This window comes from Stenotrophomonas maltophilia group sp. Smal17 (genome assembly GCF_030237045.1).
Classification (GTDB): Bacteria; Pseudomonadota; Gammaproteobacteria; order Xanthomonadales; family Xanthomonadaceae; genus Stenotrophomonas; species Stenotrophomonas forensis.
This window is the reverse complement of record NZ_JASJSU010000002.1, coordinates 14,835-30,351: the sequence shown is the minus strand read 5'-3', so window position 1 is coordinate 30,351 and position 15,517 is coordinate 14,835. Positions and strand designations below refer to the sequence as shown.

The following is a 15,517-nucleotide window of genomic DNA, read 5'->3' as shown; positions in this document are numbered from 1 at the left end:
AAACCCGGGTTCGCCGGGCAATATGTGACCAATTCACGTTTGGCGTTTACGGTCTCTCAACGACACCGGCCTTAGATTGAGCGGCCGGGAGAGTAGGAGTGTCATCATGCCGAACAGAGCGATTGTCTACGTCAGCGAAGCCGTACCTGGATTCACGTCCGAGCGCTTGAAAACACTGATGGAAGATGCGGCGCGCTTCAACCGATCAGCGGGCGTGACCGGCGTTCTGTTGTTTGACGGCCGGCACTTCCTGCAATACATGGAGGGCCCCGCCGATGGGCTGGACGTGGCCTTTTCCCGCGTCAGCGGCGCCGCTAGCCACACCGCCCTCATGGAACTTGCTCGCGGGCGTGTCGGGCAGCGGCGGCTACCGTTCTGGCCAATGCGCTGCCTGCCAGTCAGTGCGGATGAGCTGCGGATGATCGCCCTTGCTGACTGGACCAGTTTCATCCAGCGGGCGGCGACGAACCAGGCGGGAGCTACCGCGATGGAAAAACTCCTCTCGATCGTCGAGCCCTATGCTAAAGCGGCCTGATTGGTCGATGCGCCTGCTGTAGGCCGACCTTCCCGAATTTCGCAAGGCGGCGCAGGACAAGTGAAATGGGTTTTCCCTTGCTGACACCCCACTGAGTTGGCTGCGAAGCAGGATCAGTGCGTGGTTAAGGGCGTGCAGGCGTCCCCCACCACGCGTTGGACGGCCTGCTGCAACTGGGCGATGTGGAACGGTTTGGCTACGAAGGCCGCGCTTCGGTGGCGCTGCGGCACCAGTTGGTCATAGACCGCAGAGACAAACAGGAAGGGGATACCGAGCTCGGCCAAGCGATCGGCGACCGGAAAGACCACGCCGTCACGAAGCTCCACATCCAGCACGGCGCCATCGAACGTCTGCTTCTCCAACAGACCCATTGCATCAAACACGCTGTACGCATGGGTTACCTGGCCCCCTCCGTTTTCGAGCGCCTGCTCCATGAGTGCAGCCAGATCGAACTGATCTTCCACCAGCAGCAGGTTGCACCTGCGCCGGCTCATATCGGGTTGCATGGGCGCATGCCTGTATTGCCTCGGGAACTGCAGTGTGTGCTGTGCTGCATCAACGCTGCGACTGTGGAATGTCAGCCCGGTGCGAAGCTGGGGCGGGTGTTGCCAATGCTGTCGAGGCGGCGTGGAAAGTGCGCGGCGTTTGTTGACGGCATTTTGGCAGCGGCCATGGATTACTGCCGCCATCTTCGACACTGGAGCTTCCGCCATGCATCGACCTGCAACCGATCCTGCTTCGCCCCGCATGCTGCGTGTCGAGAGCCTGTCCCTGGACTGCGGTGGCACCGCCGTTGTTCTAGAGCTTGACCGGACACCCGAACGGGCGTGGACGAAGTCACTGAAGCGAGCCGTTCAGGCCGACACCGCCCTGGAGGGGGCGCAGGCCAAGTTCGATGGCCGCTTTGTGTATATCGTGGGCATGGAGGAGAGCGGGCATCGGGTCCAGCATCGCGTGGTGCAGGCCGTCATGACGATGGAAGGCGGGCGGGCCAGGAATGCCAACCGCGAGCACCTCCCGGTTTCAGCGCTATCCGGCTCGATGACCCTCTGAGTGAGGCCCAGGGGCCGAACGCAGCCGCTGGATGTTATCGCCGCATCAGCAGGCCGTGGAGCACTCACGTGCGGAGGTTCACGTGGTCCGACAAGGCGGTGATTACCCGCCCTCCACCATGGTCTCGGGAGGCATGCCGCCCCGCACCGGAGATCGAGATGGCACAAAGGAACAGCGTCCGAAGCGAGCGCCTGCTGAAATGGCTGCAGGATGCCTATGCCATGGAACAGGAAGCGGAGACCATGATGAAGGCCATGGCTTCGCGGATCGAGAACTATCCTCACCTCGCCGCGCGCATAGGCCAGCACGTCCAGGAGACGCAACAGCAAGCAGCGTCCCTGCGTGAGTGCATTGAAGCGCTCGGCGGAAGCGTACCCACCGCGAAAGGCCTGTTCGCCAGCATGACCGCAGCGATCCATGCAGCAGGCAACAGCCTGATGGAAGACGAGGTGGTCAAGAGCATCGGTATTTCCTTCGGCTTCGAGAATACCGAGATCGCCACGTACCGGGCGCTGGTGATCGCCGCAGAGCGAGCCGGCGCCCACGATATCGCGGCCGTCTGCGGCCAGATCCTGCAGGAGGAAGTCGCGATGGCGCGCTGGCTGGAAGACAACCAGGATGGCCTGGTCGGCGCGTTCCTCAATCGCGACGAAACGCCGGGCGCGCAAGCCAAGCGCTGACCCCGAAGCCAGCACAGCCAGCCATTGGAGAAACCCCATGTTCTTTCATCACAAGAAGCTGATGTACACCGTGCGCGTGCGCGAATCCAATCCGCAGCTCGCCAGCCTCATGCTTGAACAGTTCGGCGGCCCGCAGGGCGAGCTTGCTGCCGCCATGCGCTACTTCACCCAGGGACTCGGCGAATGCGATCCAGGCCGCAAGGACCTGCTGATGGATATCGCCACCGAAGAGATCAGCCATCTGGAGATCATCGGCACCATCATTGCCATGCTCAACCGCGGGCCGAAGGCCATTCAGTCCGAAGGGCTTGCCGAGGCCGAGGATATGCGGCTGCTGGGGCAGAACAGCACCAGCCATACCGAGCAGATCCTCTACGGTGGCGGGCCGGCGCTGGTCAATTCCAGCGGGGTGCCGTGGACAGCGGCCTATATCGACTCGATCGGGGAACCTACCGCCGATCTGCGCTCGAACATCGCTGCCGAAGCGCGCGCCAAGCTGGTGTATGAGCGCCTGATCAACGTCACCGACGACCCCGGCATCAAGGATGCGCTGCGCTTCCTGATGACGCGCGAGATCGCGCACATGAAGTCATTCGAGAAGGCGCTGCACAGCATCCAGCCCAACTTCCCGCCGGGCAAGCTGCCGGGGGACCCTGCGTTCACCGATCTGTACATGGACATGTCGCAGGGCGACGGCGCCGACGACCTGCAGGGCAGCTGGAACAGCGGAGAGCTATGGGAGCGGCTCAGCGACCGCGAGGCACAGACCGCTGTGGATGGTGGCGACGGCGGCGGCACGGTGGACCTGGACGCGCGCGAACAAGCGGCGGTGCAGGCCATGACCCTGCGTACACTCTCCGACCCGGAAGCGCGGCCGACCACCGGGGCCGAGCTGGGGGCCGGACCGGGCGCGGGAGCACTGGACCTGCCGCCACGCGAGCCGTGAAAGAGCTGGGGCTCCCATCTGCGGCGCCCCAGTGGCGAAGCCCTTGATCAGCGTCAAGGCGTACGAAAGTGGGCGGACATCACGTCCGCCCACGAAGACGTGCATCCGGCTTCAGGCGCGATCAGCGCTGCTGGCCACCGCGGTTGTTGCCACCGCCGCGCTCCTGCTGTTGCTGCCTGCCGCCCTGGTTACCGCCCTGGTTTCCACCCTGGCTTACCGCTTCGCCGCCCTTGCGGCCGGCTTCGCGTGCTTCTTCCGAGCTGAACTCATGGGCGTTGCCTGATTCGTGCGCGGCACGTCCACCCTTGGCGGCGATCTCGCGCTGCTTGTCCTCGTCCATCGAAGCGAAACCGCGGTTGCTGTTGCCCTGGTTCTGGTTCTGGTTGGCCATGGAAAGCCTCCTTGGAGTGGGCCGCCCGATTGACGGCAGCGACCATCTTCCAGATCCGCCGCTAGACGGCGGTGGCACCACCGCCAACGTGGTGTCATGCGCAGGCACGCGCTTCCTCATGCATTCTCCACGAAAGCAAATCCATCAGGATGGCGACACGGCATGCCGGTGGTGGTGCTCGAGCCGGGTGTCAACGCAGCGCAGCGTTGGCACGTACATGTTCAACGCCGCCTCCACGCTGGTGTCACCGCGCGTTTGATCCGCAGCGCTAAGGTAGAGCCATCTGCAACAACCCGGTGCAGTCATGCCTCTTCTTGCCATTGCATATGTAAGTGAAGCCACCCGAAACCTGACTGCAGAGCGGCTGCAGCAGCTTGTCACGGACGCGATGCTGTTCAACGAGTCCGTTGATGTGACCGGCGTCCTCCTGTTCGACGGCACGCGCTTCCTGCAATACCTCGAAGGTCCGGAGGCTGGCGTCAGCGCGGCGTACACCCGCATCCTGGCGGCCGGCAGCCACAACGGTCTGGTCGAACTCAACCGGGGCAGGGTGGGGCGGCGGCAGTTCCCGCACTGGCGCATGCACAGCGTGCGCGTGGATGAGCTGGCGCTGGGAAAGATCGCGATCTCCGACTGGACCGGCTTCGTGCGCAGCGCCTCAGCGCTCGCTCCTGGCACCAGTGCGCTTGATCGACTGCAATCGGTGGCGCAGGCGCCGCCAGGCGCCGGCGACGGCCGGTTGCCGGAACCGGACGGACCGGTGGCACGATGAGCGCAGCCGACGCCCCGGACACGCCAGGACAGGTGCGCATCGGCTGCGCAGGCTGGTCGCTGTCGCGGGCGGCCCAGGCGGCGTTCGGCGCAGGCGACAGCGTGCTGCAGCGCTATGCCACCCGCCTGCCGATGGTTGAGATCAATTCCTCGTTCTACCGCCCGCACCAGGCGGCGACCTACGCCCGTTGGGCGGCCAGCGTTCCTGCGGGTTTCCGCTTCGCGGTGAAACTGCCGCGCGTGATCAGCCATGAACGCCGGCTGCGCGACACGATGCAGCCGCTGGCGCTGTTCCTTGATGGCGTGATGGCGCTGGGGGACAGGCTGGGGCCGCTGCTGCTCCAGCTGCCGCCCAGCCTGGCGTACGAGCCGGCGACCGTGACGGCATTTCTGCACGGACTGCGCGCACGCACCTCGGTTGATGTCGCCTGCGAACCGCGCCATCCCAGTTGGTTCACTGCGGACGTCGATACGCTGCTGAGCGACCATGGCATCGCGCGGGTCGCGACTGACCCGGCCCGGGTACCCGCAGCAGCTGCCCCAGGCGGTGACCGTACGTGGAGCTACTGGCGCTGGCACGGGCAGCCGGAGATCTATCGCAGCGCCTACAGCGAACAGGCGCTGGCGGGGCTGGCCCAGCACCTGCAGCGCGAAGCCGCCGCGCAGCGCCGTGCCTGGTGCGTTCTGGACAACACCGCGCTGGGTCACGCTACCGGCAATGCGCTGCACCTGCAGGCATTGCTGCAGGAGAACGCGCATGCCTGAGGGCCCGTCCATTGTCCTGCTGCGCGAAGCCGCCAGCCACTTCAAGGGTCACGTCGTGCGCGGCGTTTCCGGCAACAGCCGCATTGACCTGTCACCGCTGCAGGGACGCAGGGTCAAGGCGGTACGCAGCTGGGGCAAGCACTTCCTGCTGGAGTTCAGCCACCACACGCTCCGCATTCATCTGATGATGTTCGGCAGCTGGCGCATCGACGATCGGAAGCCAACCGTGCCGCGTGTGTCCCTGCTGTTCGACAATGGCGAGTTGAACTTCTATGCGTGTTCCGTGCGGCTGATCGACGAGCCGTTGGACGACGTCTACGACTGGCGGGCGGACGTGATGAACGATGCCTGGGATCCGAAGCTGGCCCGGCGCAAGCTGAAAGCGATGCCGGACGTCATGGTCTGTGATGCGCTTCTGGACCAGACGGTGTTTGCCGGCGTGGGCAACATCATCAAGAACGAGGTGCTGTTCCGTATAGGCGTGCACCCCGCCACGCGGCTGGGCGACCTGCCACCGCGCAAGCTCACCGCGCTGATCACGCAAGCCCGCGCCTACAGCTTTGATTTCCTGCATTGGAAGCGCCGTTTCGAGTTGAAAAAGCACTGGCAGGTACACACACGCAGGATCTGCCCAGCATGCGGCGGCCCGATCAGCAAGCTGTACATGGGCACCACCCGGCGGCGCACGTTCTTCTGCCCGAACGACCAGGTGATGTACGAACCCTGAGGCCGCCGTCCATGGCGGCCGGCTTCGGGGCGCGTCGATCAGGCGGCTTGCGCCGCCTTGGCATTGCCGCCGCCCTTGGCCAGCAGGGTAAGCTTCTCGTCGGTGGCCTTCTCTTCCTCAAGAGTCTCCAGCAGCAGCGGCAGGGCATCCTTGTAGCCCAGCTGCTTGGCCAGCGCGGCGATGGTGCCGTAGGACGCGATCTCGTAATGCTCGACCTTCTGTGCGCCACCGATCAGGGCGGCATCGCGCACAGGGCCCTTGTCGATGCTGTCGATCACTTCCTTGCCTTCCTCCACAAGTCCCTCCATCGCCGCGCACTTGATGCGCTTCAGCCGGATGCCAAGCACCTCCACTACCTGGTCGATGCGCTCGATCTGGCCCTGGGTTTCTTCCAGGTGCGTTTCGAACGCCGCAGCCAGATCCGGATTCTCGGCCGCACGGGCCAAGCGCGGGAGTGCCTTGGTCAGCTGCTTCTCGGCGCTGTAGATGTCCGAGAGTTCGTGGATGAACAGGTCTTCCGCCGTCTTGATAGCCATGATCAGCTCCGCAGTGAGTGAGCAATGAGAGTATGAGCGGTCCAGTTTGGATCAGGCAGTGCCACAGTGAAGGAGGCATGTGCACACCGGCAGAAAGCCGCGCACTACCTTCACGGACGCGACGAGAGCAGGTACGTTTCCGATACTCACGCGCTTCCGTCCCGGCTCTTTTCTGGGAGGGATGGGTCTCCGCCTCCAGGCCGTACGCGATGCCAGAGGTGTGCTGTGTGGCGCCGCTCTCGGCTTAGTTCCAACGCCGGCGCGAGCAGGCGACAGCCGCGGCCTTGTACTGCTCATCGCCCTGCGCGCAGTTTCGGGGGCTGCGGTGCGCAGCCCCAATCTCGTGCGACGTGACATGAGCAATGGCTTTCATGCACAGGGCGATCTTGTAGTAGTACCGTGCGTTTGGGGCTCCGACGTCAATGATGCGTCTGTCGGGCACACATGGTGTCATGCTTCCGATGCCATATGGAAAAGCTGCGTACTCTGTGGCGAGGTGAGCGCAGTCAAGGTGTTGCGGCGCCTGCGACGTCATTGGCGCTCGCGGGAGACTCGCAGGGGATGCACCTGTCCTTTTTGTTCTTGAGGTTCGCTGCGGTTTTGGCAAGGCTCTCGTACCGCGAGCGAACCTCCTCGAGTTGTTCCTGATCCATCTCTTCCAAGTTAAGTAGCTCATTGTTCGCCTCCTTGGTGGCCCGAATGAGCTCGTCGAGCTTGATTTGGATCGCTGCCGTATCAGCGTTCTGCGTGTGCTGAATTAGGAAAACCATGAGGAACGTCACGATCGTAGTGCCGGTATTGATGACCAGTTGCCAGGTGTTGTTGAAATGAAAAACCGGTCCGCTCGCTGCCCAAGCGATGATCACGCCAAGCGCGGCGACGAAAGCTCCTAAACTGCCTGAAAGGCGAGCGGTAACAGCCGCTACTCGGCGGAAAGTCTCCCGGATCATTCGGTGTCCTCCCGCCCCTCCTCATCTTCGTGATCGTCGTTTTTGCGCTGGCTGGTTCTGCGGCTCTTTCGCTCTATGACTTCTTCCGGTGAGGGAGCCGCGACAAAAGGGGAAATAGGATCGCTTGCGGGGAAGGTCTCTATAAGAGCTTCCTCGTGGTTTTCGGCGGTCTTCTTCTTCGCTTCTTCTTCGCCGAGGGGCTCAGCTGGCTCGCCTTCGTCCGGATGCGGAAGGTCTTTCTGATCACGCTGCATGGTTACTCCTCCGTGGCTACCCCCTGTGGTTGGCGGGCACGTTCAAAGGTAGGCAACCCAGCGTACTGGCGCGCATCAACGGGACGGGAACGCAGTGTAAAGAATTAAGGCAAGGGGAGTTAACAATTGATACGGGCCACCTAGATGAACCAGTCAGCAAGAAAGTCTCATTTTTAGGCTCCGTAGCCCTTGCAGACATGGCACTCCACAAGGAATAGACATTTGACGCTGGTGCCAACGCTATGCTTCGTTGCCGACGTGCCGGGGGGACCGTGTTAGGAGGGAAGATGCCCATTAGAGCCGTTGTATACGTAAGCGAGGCGAGCCCAGTAGTTGCTGGGTGTGGTGCAGGGACGGGAAACACGAAGCTCGACGCCTTGATTGACGATGCGGCGCGCTTCAACCGTGATGCAGGTGTGTCTGGCGTCCTGCTTTTCGACGGCGAGCGCTTTCTGCAGTACATGGAAGGCCCGCAGGATGGCCTTTCCGTTGCGTTTTCCCGTGTGCTTGGATCGACAAGCCACAGCTCACTTGTGGAGATGCAGCGAGGCAGGGTGGGGCAGCGACGTCTTCCTTTCTGGCCCATGCGATGGTTGCCGGTCCCGCCTGACCAACTAAAGGCATTGGCGCTGGCAGATTGGACTGGGTTCGCACAACGCGGGGATGCAGATCCACTGAATCCATCTGCCATGGATCTGTTGGTGGGGCTCGTCGAGCCCTACGCACTGGCTGCGTAAGAATGATTGGACTCTGCGCCAATCTGCTCAGTGAAAACAGTCAAGGATCGCAGATCAGTGTCAGTGGCGCACGCCTGCCAGAGACGGCGTTGAAGATGACCGGTCACTAGGCTCGGCCGATGATGCCGGCGTGTCTCCTACCGGCTTCACGAATCTGTACCACGCAGACGGGCATAGTGCCCCTTGGGTAGTCTGAGCGCGTCCATCCAGCCACGGGGTTTCCCCGAACGCCAGGAGGTCACTGTGCCAAGTTGGGACGAAGGAATGAAGTTGACGCGTCGCCAGGTGATCGCCGGCGGCGCCACGACCATGGCGATGTCCGCCGCACCGGGGGCGTCATCGCTCGCCGCCGAACTGGCGGCGTCCCCGCCGCCCAGGCCGCCGGTCATCAGCACGGTGGCGTTGACGGTCAACGGCACGCATCGTGAGCTCGAGCTGGACACGCGGACCACGCTGCTCGACGCCCTGCGCGAACATCTGAAGCTGACCGGGACCAAGAAGGGCTGCGACCACGGTCAGTGCGGCGCCTGTACCGTTCTGGTCAACGGTGAACGCATCAATGCCTGCCTCAGCCTGGCGGTGCAGCACCAGGGCGATGCCATCACTACCATCGAAGGCCTCGGAACCCCGGATGACCTGCATCCGATGCAGGCCGCCTTCATCAAGCATGACGGTTACCAGTGCGGGTACTGCACGCCGGGGCAGATCTGTTCGGCGGTGGCGGTACTGGACGAGATCAAGCGCGGTGTCCCCAGCCATGCGCAGGCCGATGTCAGCGCACGGCCCCAGGCCACCAACATGGAAATGCGTGAACGCATGAGCGGCAACTTGTGCCGCTGCGGCGCGTATTCCAACATTGCCGAGGCGATGCAAGAGGTCGCTGGCGCGACCTCTGGAAGGGGGCGCTCATGAAGGTCTTCAGTTACGAGCGCGCGAAGTCACCGGCCGAGGCCGCCAAGGCCGTCGCCGGCACCGAAGGCGCGAAGTTCCTGGCGGGAGGAACCAACCTGCTCGACCTGATGAAGCTGGAGGTCGAGACGCCCGCGCACCTGGTCGACGTGCAGGACATCTGCCTGGACAGGATCGAACCTACAGACGACGGCGGCCTGCGCATCGGCACGCTGGTCACCAATACCGCTCTGGCCTCGCATGAGCACGTGCGCCGCGACTACGGTGTGCTGACCCGCGCGATCGTGGCAGGCGCGTCCGGGCAGCTGCGCAACAAAGCCACCACCGGCGGCAACCTGCTGCAGCGCACCCGCTGCCCGTACTTCTACGACCCCCATCTGCCCTGCAACAAGCGCCTGCCCGGATCAGGCTGCGGCGCGCTCGAAGGGTTCTCCCGGCAGATGGGCGTGATCGGCACCTCGGACAGCTGCATCGCGACCTATCCGGGCGATATGGCGGTGGCGCTGCGCGTGCTGGACGCCTCGATCCAGACCGTCAAGGGCGATGGCAGCACGCGCAGCATTCCGATTGCCGAGTTCCATCGTTCCCCGGGCGACACGCCACAGCAGGACAACGTGCTGCAGCGCGGTGAGCTGATCACCCACGTCACGCTGCCGGAACCGCTGGGCGGCCGGCACGTGTACCACAAGGTACGTGACCGCGCGTCCTATGCGTTCGCACTGGTGTCGGTCGCCGCGGTCGTACAGCGTGACGGCTCGGCGCGGTTCGCGTTCGGCGGGGTCGCACCGAAGCCGTGGCGCATCGAAGCAGCCGAACCCCTGCTGCGCGACAGCGTCAAGGCCGCGACCCGGCAGGTGTTCGCCGGTGCCCGTCCAACGCAGGGGAACACGTTCAAGATCGCGCTCGCCGAACGCACCCTCGCAGCGGTGCTGGCGGAAGGAGAGCGCTGATGGCCCTTGAATTCAACGCCCCCGCCGGTGACAACCTGTTCGACAAGGCCAAGGTGGTCGGCAAGTCGACGCCGCGCATCGATGGCCCACGCAAGACCACCGGCACCGCCCCGTATGCCTACGAGCGCCATGACGTGGCGCCGAACCAGGTCTACGGCTACATCGTCGGCGCGGGCATCGGCAAGGGGCGCATCATTTCGATGGATGCCTCCCGCGCACGTGCCGCCCCCGGCGTACTGGCGGTGATCACCGCACCGGAGACCAAACCGGTCGGCACATCCAACTGGAACAATGCGCCACTGTTCGGCGGGCCCGAGGTCGCCCATTACCACCAGGCCATTGCCTGCGTGGTGGCCGAGACCTTCGAGCAGGCCCGTGCCGCTGCGGCGTTACTCCGCACCCGTTACGAGCGCGGCAAGGGGCGCTTCGATTTCCCAGCGCTGGCGCCGTCCGCGCCGCTGGCAAAGGGGCGCGGTGGCAAGCCCGACCGGCAGACGCTGGGTGATTTTGACACCGCCTACGCAGGCGCCGCGGTCAAGCTCGACGAGACCTACCACACAGCCGACGAAAGTCATTCGATGATGGAGCCGCACGCCACCATCGCCGCCTGGGAAGGCGACACGCTCACCCTGTGGACCTCGAACCAGATGATCGACTGGGCCAGGCAGGGCATCGCCGCGATCCTCGGTATCGATGCTGGCAATGTGCGCGTGGACTCGCCCTATATCGGCGGCGGCTTCGGCGGCAAGCTGTTCATCCGCGCCGATGCGGTGCTGGCTGCACTGGCCGCCAAGCAGGTCGGGCGGCCGGTGAGGATCGCGTTGCAGCGTCCATTGATGCCCAACAACACCACGCACCGGCACGCGACCATCCAACGCGTCCGGATCGGTTGCGCGAAGGACGGCAGGATCTCCGCCATCGCCCATGAGAACTGGTCGGGCAACATCAACGGCGAGGACGGCGAGAACGGCACCCTGCAGACGCCCAAGCTCTATGCAGGCGCCAACCGCCTGGTGGCCAACTACATCGCCACGCTCGACATGCCCGAAGGCAATGCAATGCGCGCGCCGGGCGAAGCGCCGGGCCACATGGCGCTGGAAGTGGCGATGGACGAAATGGCCGAGAAGCTGGGCCTCGACCCGATCGCGTTCCGCATCCTCAACGAGCCCGAGGTCGTACCCGGCGATCCGTCCAAGAAGTTCTCCGACCGCAACCTGGTGCGCTGCCTGCGCGAGGGCGCGGAGCGCTTCAACTGGAACAAGCGCAACGCCAAGCCTGCGCAGGTCAGGGAAGGGCACTGGCTGGTCGGCATGGGTGTGTCCGCGGGCTATCGCGGCGCACCGACGATGAAGTCGGCGGCGCGGGTCCGGCTTGACGGTCAGGGCGGGGTGATCGTGGAAACCGACATGACCGACATCGGCACGGGCTCCTACACGATCATCGCGCAGACGGCGGCCGAGACGATGGGCGTGCCGCTGGACCGGGTCCAGGTGACCCTCGGCGACTCGCGCCATCCCGCCTCCGCCGGTTCCGGTGGCCAGTGGGGCGCGGCAAGCTCCACCGCAGGCGTGTACGCGGCGTGCGTCAGCCTGCGCCGCAAGGTGGGCGAGAAGCTCGGGTTCGACGGCGATACCGCAGACTTCGCCAATGGCCGTATCCAGGCGGGTGGGCGGACCACCGACCTGGCCGAAGCGGGCACACTTTCGGCAGAGGACGGCATTGCCTTCGGCAACTTCAAGCAGGGCTACGACGTCGGCACCTATGCAGCGCATTTCTGCGAGGTCGCCGTGCATGCCTACACGGGAGAGACGCGCATCCGCAGGATGCTTGCCGTATGCGATGGCGGCCGGATCCTCAACCCGCTGTCCGCACGCAGCCAGGTCATCGGCGGGATGGTGATGGGTGCTGGCGCGACCCTGATGGAGGAACTGGTGGTCGACAAGCGGCTTGGCTTGTTCATCAACCACGACCTTGCAGGCTATGAGGTTCCCGTGCACGCCGACATTCCGTACCAGGAAGTGGTCTTCCTCGACACGCTGGATCCGGTGATCTCGCCGATAAAAGCCAAGGGTGTCGGTGAGCTGGGCATCTGTGGGGTCGGGGCCGCGATCGCCAATGCGGTCTACAACGCAACCGGCGTGCGCGTGCGCAACTATCCCATCACCCTGGACAAGCTGTTGCCCGGCTTGCCCGACGTGGGCTGACCGTTGCGCATGGACCGACCCGTGGCCTCACCCGTCCTGGAGGCCTCTGCGGCAGAGGGAGTGGAGCCCAGGGATCCTGCCGTGCACCTGTCCGCAGCGCAGGGCTTCCTCGCCGAAGGCAGCCCGCGTAGCGTGCTCGAGGCGGCCTTGACGCGCGTGCGCGCAGGGGAGCACGCCGTGCTCGCGCTGGTGCTGGAAACCGATGGCTCTACCTACGCCGGTGCCGGCGACATGGTGCTGTTCTGCAACGGCAGCCAGGTCGGCTGGCTCAGCGGCGGATGCCTGGAGCCCGAGCTCGCGCGACGCGCGGAGCAGGTGAGCGCGGCAGGGCAGGTCGACTGGATCGAGATCGACACCCGCAGTGACGACGACCTGTTGAGTGGGTCCGCGCTCGGCTGCCGCGGCCGGCTTCGGATTGCGCTTCTGCCATTGCGTGCCATGTCCGGCATCGACGACGTGATCGAGGCTTGGTTGCGCGACGGCGTGTCACTCCAGCGCGACCTTCGCACGTCGGGGCAGATCGCTTTCCGCGCCGGCAATTGCGAGCAGGCATGGCAGCTGCATCCGATGGACGGGGCGCAGCCCTTTGGCGAGGGCGCATGGCGTTTGCCGTTGCCCCGGCTTCCACGGGCTTTGGTGCTGGGTGGCGGTCCAGAAACGCCCTTCCTGGTTCCGTTGCTGCGGGGCCTGGGGTGGCGGGTCAGCGTGGCCGAACGACGAGCGCGCTGGTCCTCAGCGGGGCAGGGCGCGGATGCACAGCTCCAGGTGAGCCCAGCCGAGGCCCTCCATGCCGACCCGTGCGACGCAGTACTGGTGATGCACCACGACTTCGAGCTGGACCGCGAGGCGCTGGTGGCCCTGGCCGATACCCAGGTTGCCTTCATTGGACTTCTGGGTCCGCGGCGAAGGCGTGAGGATCTGTTCAAGCTGCTGACACCGGATCAGCGCCACCGCCTGTCCCCGAGACTTCGATCGCCGGTCGGCCTCAACATCGGCGGCCGAGGGCCGGAGGCGATTTCGCTCAGCATCGCCGCGCAGCTGCAGCAATGGCGAAGCACCGCCGGCACATGACGGCCGCGCATGCAGTCGTCGTGCTTGCTGCGGGCGGGAGCACTCGACTCGGCCAGCCCAAGCAGCTTCTGACCCGGCAGGGCGAGAGCCTTGTACATCGCGTAGTGCGGTTGTCCTTGGAGCTCGCGCCATCGCAGGTGTTGGTGGTGGTGGGCGCGAACGCACAGGCCGTGACATCCAGCATTTCCGGACTGGATGCGACTCCGGTAACCAACCACCACTGGGAAAGCGGTCTGGCCAGCAGCCTGCAGGTTGCAGGCACACACCTACTGCCCGCGGTGACCGCCGTGATGGTCGTGGCATGCGACCAGCCCGCGATCGAACACTCCCATCTGCAGGCGTTGCTTTTGGGTGCCCGCGCCTCGGCGTCAGGGTGCGCTGGCACCCGTCATGGAGAAGCGCTCGGCATTCCCGCAGTAGTGCCGCATGCATGGTTCAACGCTGCGAGTGCAACCGGTGACCGCGGCTTCGGAGCCCGCCTGAGGCAACTTCCTGTCGATACGGTGCATGTCCTTCAGGCACCGGAACTGGGCCTGGATGTTGACACGCCAGAAGATCTCGCGCGTGCGCGCGATGCGGGCTGGATCGATACCGAGTGAGTCGCACGCTCACCTGCCGGGAATCCGCGAATGGGATTCACCGCGAAGCAAATGGCCACCTGTACGTGGACCCCGATTCCGATATAGGTCATACGTGCTGCCTCATCCTTGTAAGTGGGTGAGGGGTGGGGCGCCAACGGGACGGCGCCAATCGCCCTTGATCCGTCACGTTAATCGAACTGAATCCTCTGGGGTGACGCGTCGCATGTTGCTACATGGCTTGGTTGCACCGATGGTGGAGAAAGCGTGGGACGTAGCCGATGCAGTCGCGACATGGGATGTTTATCGAGGGTAGAGAAGGGCAGGCTCGGGCCCAAAACGGAAATCTTGCCGGGGGCGCGCTAGCGGCCAGCGCGGCGTCCGGGAACTCCTCGGACGAGATTCGCGTATGGCGCGCATCTGGATCCAAGCTCTACCGTTTGAAGGAAGCCAGCTTGGAAGGAGCTATGTCGTAACTAAAGCTCACCTCATCAACGGCGTCGCCGTGGCCTCTGGACTTGAGCGCATCGATACGGGTCGCGAGGTAGTAGCCGGCCGTGTTGCGCCAGACGACGATCTCGCCCAGATGGGGGGAGCGCACTCTTGACGACGTATCGTAGATCCCTGCATCCTGAATTTCGGAGACTTCCTTCACTCCGGCAGCCAGCGCAATGGTGCGAACACTAGGTCTGTCGGAGACTGCATGAATCGACTGGTTGCTTGCACGGGACCATGCCGTCTCAAACGCCATATCGCCGGAACCGACTACATAGCGCCCATCGTTATTCGAGTAGTCAAACGTGACTGATCCAGACAGCGCTGGGGATGCATAGCGCTCCGAACTGAAGGCGATCTTGGGCGTTGTCTCAACGTACGATTCATTGAACGGGTTGCTACCCAGAGGCGGGCGCGGCTTGATCTTTTGGCCGTGGATGTCCCGGATCAGCTCAGCATACTTAGACTCGTATTTTGAGTCGTCGCGAAAGTCGATGTAGAGCTTCGATGCAAGGAAAGTTGGGGTGGCGTCGGTGAGGTTGTTTCGGATTACTGGAATGACCTTGTCGTCCGAGATGCTTCGCATCAGGCTTGCCGTAAGAATCATCTTCTCGTAGCCGACACCGCCAACGCCCTTGTTGGCCTTGGTCACGTAGGGATCGCTGCAGATGGCCAGCACGCGCTGCACGCTTGTGAGGCCTGCCTCCATGAACTGAGGCAGGTCGCTACCCAGAGCCAGATCCCACTGATCCAGCACGACGTCAACGCCATTGGCAAGCAGGCGCGTTGCGAGCGTCAGGACCCAGTCCTTATGCTCTTGGCTATCGTGAGAGTAGGAGATGAAGACACGAGGTGCGAGTTCAGACATCGGGCGTCCTGCCAGGGTGGATAGTGAGCTGCGATGAGCAATCTTTCGCCCGCTCGATCAGTACCGGTGGGACCAGTGGCCGTTGTTGCGAATTCCT

Annotated in this window: 19 protein-coding genes; 13 read left to right on the top strand and 6 right to left on the bottom strand. The window is 64.1% G+C overall.

Features of this window, described 5'->3' with window-relative positions; all coding sequences use genetic code 11:
• Window positions 1–106: 106 nt before the first annotated feature.
• The gene (locus QRO93_RS01415) at window positions 107–535 is read left to right on the top strand and encodes a BLUF domain-containing protein (protein WP_180878383.1); all 429 of its coding nucleotides are present in this window, start codon (window positions 107–109) and stop codon (window positions 533–535) included.
• Between the two features lie 113 nt (window positions 536–648).
• On the opposite strand, the gene QRO93_RS01410 is transcribed toward QRO93_RS01415, so the two are convergent.
• Window positions 649–1,041 (bottom strand): response regulator, encoded by a 393-nt coding sequence (locus QRO93_RS01410; protein WP_180878441.1) that lies wholly within the window; start codon window positions 1,039–1,041, stop codon window positions 649–651.
• A 205-nt stretch (window positions 1,042–1,246) separates the two neighbouring features.
• Here QRO93_RS01410 and QRO93_RS01405 point away from each other — a divergent pair, with 205 nt between their 5' ends.
• The 3 genes from QRO93_RS01405 to QRO93_RS01395 all read left to right on the top strand — a co-directional run bounded on the left by QRO93_RS01405 (window position 1,247) and on the right by QRO93_RS01395 (window position 3,214).
• The gene (locus tag QRO93_RS01405; RefSeq protein WP_258010854.1) at window positions 1,247–1,588 is read left to right on the top strand and encodes a hypothetical protein; all 342 of its coding nucleotides are present in this window, start codon (window positions 1,247–1,249) and stop codon (window positions 1,586–1,588) included.
• Between the two features lie 158 nt (window positions 1,589–1,746).
• A complete protein-coding gene (locus QRO93_RS01400; RefSeq protein ID WP_180878382.1) occupies window positions 1,747–2,268 on the top strand; it encodes a ferritin-like domain-containing protein in 522 nt (173 codons plus the stop codon).
• A gap of 37 nt (window positions 2,269–2,305) precedes the next feature.
• A complete protein-coding gene (locus QRO93_RS01395; protein WP_180878439.1) occupies window positions 2,306–3,214 on the top strand; it encodes a manganese catalase family protein in 909 nt (302 codons plus the stop codon).
• A 121-nt stretch (window positions 3,215–3,335) separates the two neighbouring features.
• Here the strand turns inward: QRO93_RS01395 and QRO93_RS01390 are convergent, their stop codons facing one another.
• Complete coding sequence (locus tag QRO93_RS01390; RefSeq protein WP_180878381.1) at window positions 3,336–3,605, bottom strand: KGG domain-containing protein; 270 nt, start codon at window positions 3,603–3,605, stop codon at window positions 3,336–3,338.
• 304 nt (window positions 3,606–3,909) lie between these two features.
• On the opposite strand from QRO93_RS01390, the gene QRO93_RS01385 reads away from it, so the two are divergent.
• Genes QRO93_RS01385 through QRO93_RS01375 form a run of 3 tightly spaced genes read left to right on the top strand, consistent with a single transcriptional unit; the run spans window position 3,910 to window position 5,868 of the window.
• The gene (locus QRO93_RS01385) at window positions 3,910–4,377 is read left to right on the top strand and encodes a BLUF domain-containing protein (protein WP_180878380.1); all 468 of its coding nucleotides are present in this window, start codon (window positions 3,910–3,912) and stop codon (window positions 4,375–4,377) included.
• Window positions 4,374–5,141, top strand: a complete 768-nt coding sequence (locus QRO93_RS01380; RefSeq protein WP_180878379.1) for a DUF72 domain-containing protein — start codon at window positions 4,374–4,376, stop codon at window positions 5,139–5,141. Before QRO93_RS01385 ends, QRO93_RS01380 begins: the two co-directional genes overlap by 4 nt.
• Complete coding sequence (locus QRO93_RS01375; RefSeq protein WP_180878378.1) at window positions 5,134–5,868, top strand: DNA-formamidopyrimidine glycosylase family protein; 735 nt, start codon at window positions 5,134–5,136, stop codon at window positions 5,866–5,868. The genes QRO93_RS01380 and QRO93_RS01375 overlap by 8 nt, the downstream gene beginning before the upstream one ends.
• 38 nt (window positions 5,869–5,906) lie before the next feature.
• Here the strand turns inward: QRO93_RS01375 and QRO93_RS01370 are convergent, their stop codons facing one another.
• The 3 genes from QRO93_RS01370 to QRO93_RS01360 form a co-directional block, all read right to left on the bottom strand.
• Entirely contained in the window at window positions 5,907–6,404 is a 498-nt protein-coding gene (locus QRO93_RS01370; RefSeq protein ID WP_005416567.1) for a ferritin-like domain-containing protein, read from the bottom strand.
• 506 nt (window positions 6,405–6,910) lie between these two features.
• Window positions 6,911–7,354, bottom strand: a complete 444-nt coding sequence (locus tag QRO93_RS01365; RefSeq protein WP_180878377.1) for a low affinity iron permease family protein — start codon at window positions 7,352–7,354, stop codon at window positions 6,911–6,913.
• Window positions 7,351–7,608 carry a hypothetical protein gene (locus QRO93_RS01360; protein WP_180878376.1) on the bottom strand — a complete coding sequence of 86 codons (258 nt, stop codon included), beginning with the start codon at window positions 7,606–7,608 and terminating at the stop codon, window positions 7,351–7,353. Before QRO93_RS01360 ends, QRO93_RS01365 begins: the two co-directional genes overlap by 4 nt.
• A 287-nt stretch (window positions 7,609–7,895) precedes the next feature.
• Between QRO93_RS01360 and QRO93_RS01355 the strand changes: the two genes are divergently transcribed.
• From QRO93_RS01355 to QRO93_RS01330, 6 genes are all read left to right on the top strand, one after another.
• Window positions 7,896–8,345, top strand: a complete 450-nt coding sequence (locus QRO93_RS01355) for a BLUF domain-containing protein (protein WP_180878375.1) — start codon at window positions 7,896–7,898, stop codon at window positions 8,343–8,345.
• Between the two features lie 264 nt (window positions 8,346–8,609).
• A complete protein-coding gene (gene paoA / locus QRO93_RS01350; protein ID WP_180878374.1) occupies window positions 8,610–9,257 on the top strand; it encodes an aldehyde dehydrogenase iron-sulfur subunit PaoA in 648 nt (215 codons plus the stop codon).
• Window positions 9,254–10,204, top strand: a complete 951-nt coding sequence (locus tag QRO93_RS01345) for a xanthine dehydrogenase family protein subunit M (protein WP_180878373.1) — start codon at window positions 9,254–9,256, stop codon at window positions 10,202–10,204. Before paoA ends, QRO93_RS01345 begins: the two co-directional genes overlap by 4 nt.
• Window positions 10,204–12,408 (top strand): aldehyde oxidoreductase molybdenum-binding subunit PaoC, encoded by a 2,205-nt coding sequence (paoC, locus tag QRO93_RS01340; protein WP_180878372.1) that lies wholly within the window; start codon window positions 10,204–10,206, stop codon window positions 12,406–12,408. The genes QRO93_RS01345 and paoC overlap by 1 nt, the downstream gene beginning before the upstream one ends.
• Before the next feature lie 9 nt (window positions 12,409–12,417).
• Complete coding sequence (locus QRO93_RS01335; RefSeq protein WP_180878371.1) at window positions 12,418–13,479, top strand: XdhC family protein; 1,062 nt, start codon at window positions 12,418–12,420, stop codon at window positions 13,477–13,479.
• On the top strand, window positions 13,455–14,078 hold the full coding sequence (locus QRO93_RS01330; protein ID WP_180878370.1) for an NTP transferase domain-containing protein: 624 nt from the start codon (window positions 13,455–13,457) through the stop codon (window positions 14,076–14,078). The genes QRO93_RS01335 and QRO93_RS01330 overlap by 25 nt, the downstream gene beginning before the upstream one ends.
• A gap of 412 nt (window positions 14,079–14,490) precedes the next feature.
• Here the strand turns inward: QRO93_RS01330 and QRO93_RS01325 are convergent, their stop codons facing one another.
• Window positions 14,491–15,420, bottom strand: coding sequence for a toll/interleukin-1 receptor domain-containing protein (locus QRO93_RS01325; protein ID WP_180878369.1), 930 nt, complete (start codon window positions 15,418–15,420; stop codon window positions 14,491–14,493).
• Window positions 15,421–15,517: the final 97 nt, after the last annotated feature.

Coding starts and splice junctions, on each gene's coding strand:
- QRO93_RS01415 (WP_180878383.1), top strand. CDS start 107: ATGCCGAACAGAGCGATTGTCTACGTCAGCGAAGCCGTACCTGGATTC.
- QRO93_RS01410 (WP_180878441.1), bottom strand. CDS start 1,041: ATGCAACCCGATATGAGCCGGCGCAGGTGCAACCTGCTGCTGGTGGAA.
- QRO93_RS01405 (WP_258010854.1), top strand. CDS start 1,247: ATGCATCGACCTGCAACCGATCCTGCTTCGCCCCGCATGCTGCGTGTC.
- QRO93_RS01400 (WP_180878382.1), top strand. CDS start 1,747: ATGGCACAAAGGAACAGCGTCCGAAGCGAGCGCCTGCTGAAATGGCTG.
- QRO93_RS01395 (WP_180878439.1), top strand. CDS start 2,306: ATGTTCTTTCATCACAAGAAGCTGATGTACACCGTGCGCGTGCGCGAA.
- QRO93_RS01390 (WP_180878381.1), bottom strand. CDS start 3,605: ATGGCCAACCAGAACCAGAACCAGGGCAACAGCAACCGCGGTTTCGCT.
- QRO93_RS01385 (WP_180878380.1), top strand. CDS start 3,910: ATGCCTCTTCTTGCCATTGCATATGTAAGTGAAGCCACCCGAAACCTG.
- QRO93_RS01380 (WP_180878379.1), top strand. CDS start 4,374: ATGAGCGCAGCCGACGCCCCGGACACGCCAGGACAGGTGCGCATCGGC.
- QRO93_RS01375 (WP_180878378.1), top strand. CDS start 5,134: ATGCCTGAGGGCCCGTCCATTGTCCTGCTGCGCGAAGCCGCCAGCCAC.
- QRO93_RS01370 (WP_005416567.1), bottom strand. CDS start 6,404: ATGGCTATCAAGACGGCGGAAGACCTGTTCATCCACGAACTCTCGGAC.
- QRO93_RS01365 (WP_180878377.1), bottom strand. CDS start 7,354: ATGATCCGGGAGACTTTCCGCCGAGTAGCGGCTGTTACCGCTCGCCTT.
- QRO93_RS01360 (WP_180878376.1), bottom strand. CDS start 7,608: ATGCAGCGTGATCAGAAAGACCTTCCGCATCCGGACGAAGGCGAGCCA.
- QRO93_RS01355 (WP_180878375.1), top strand. CDS start 7,896: ATGCCCATTAGAGCCGTTGTATACGTAAGCGAGGCGAGCCCAGTAGTT.
- paoA (WP_180878374.1), top strand. CDS start 8,610: ATGAAGTTGACGCGTCGCCAGGTGATCGCCGGCGGCGCCACGACCATG.
- QRO93_RS01345 (WP_180878373.1), top strand. CDS start 9,254: ATGAAGGTCTTCAGTTACGAGCGCGCGAAGTCACCGGCCGAGGCCGCC.
- paoC (WP_180878372.1), top strand. CDS start 10,204: ATGGCCCTTGAATTCAACGCCCCCGCCGGTGACAACCTGTTCGACAAG.
- QRO93_RS01335 (WP_180878371.1), top strand. CDS start 12,418: ATGGACCGACCCGTGGCCTCACCCGTCCTGGAGGCCTCTGCGGCAGAG.
- QRO93_RS01330 (WP_180878370.1), top strand. CDS start 13,455: ATGGCGAAGCACCGCCGGCACATGACGGCCGCGCATGCAGTCGTCGTG.
- QRO93_RS01325 (WP_180878369.1), bottom strand. CDS start 15,420: ATGTCTGAACTCGCACCTCGTGTCTTCATCTCCTACTCTCACGATAGC.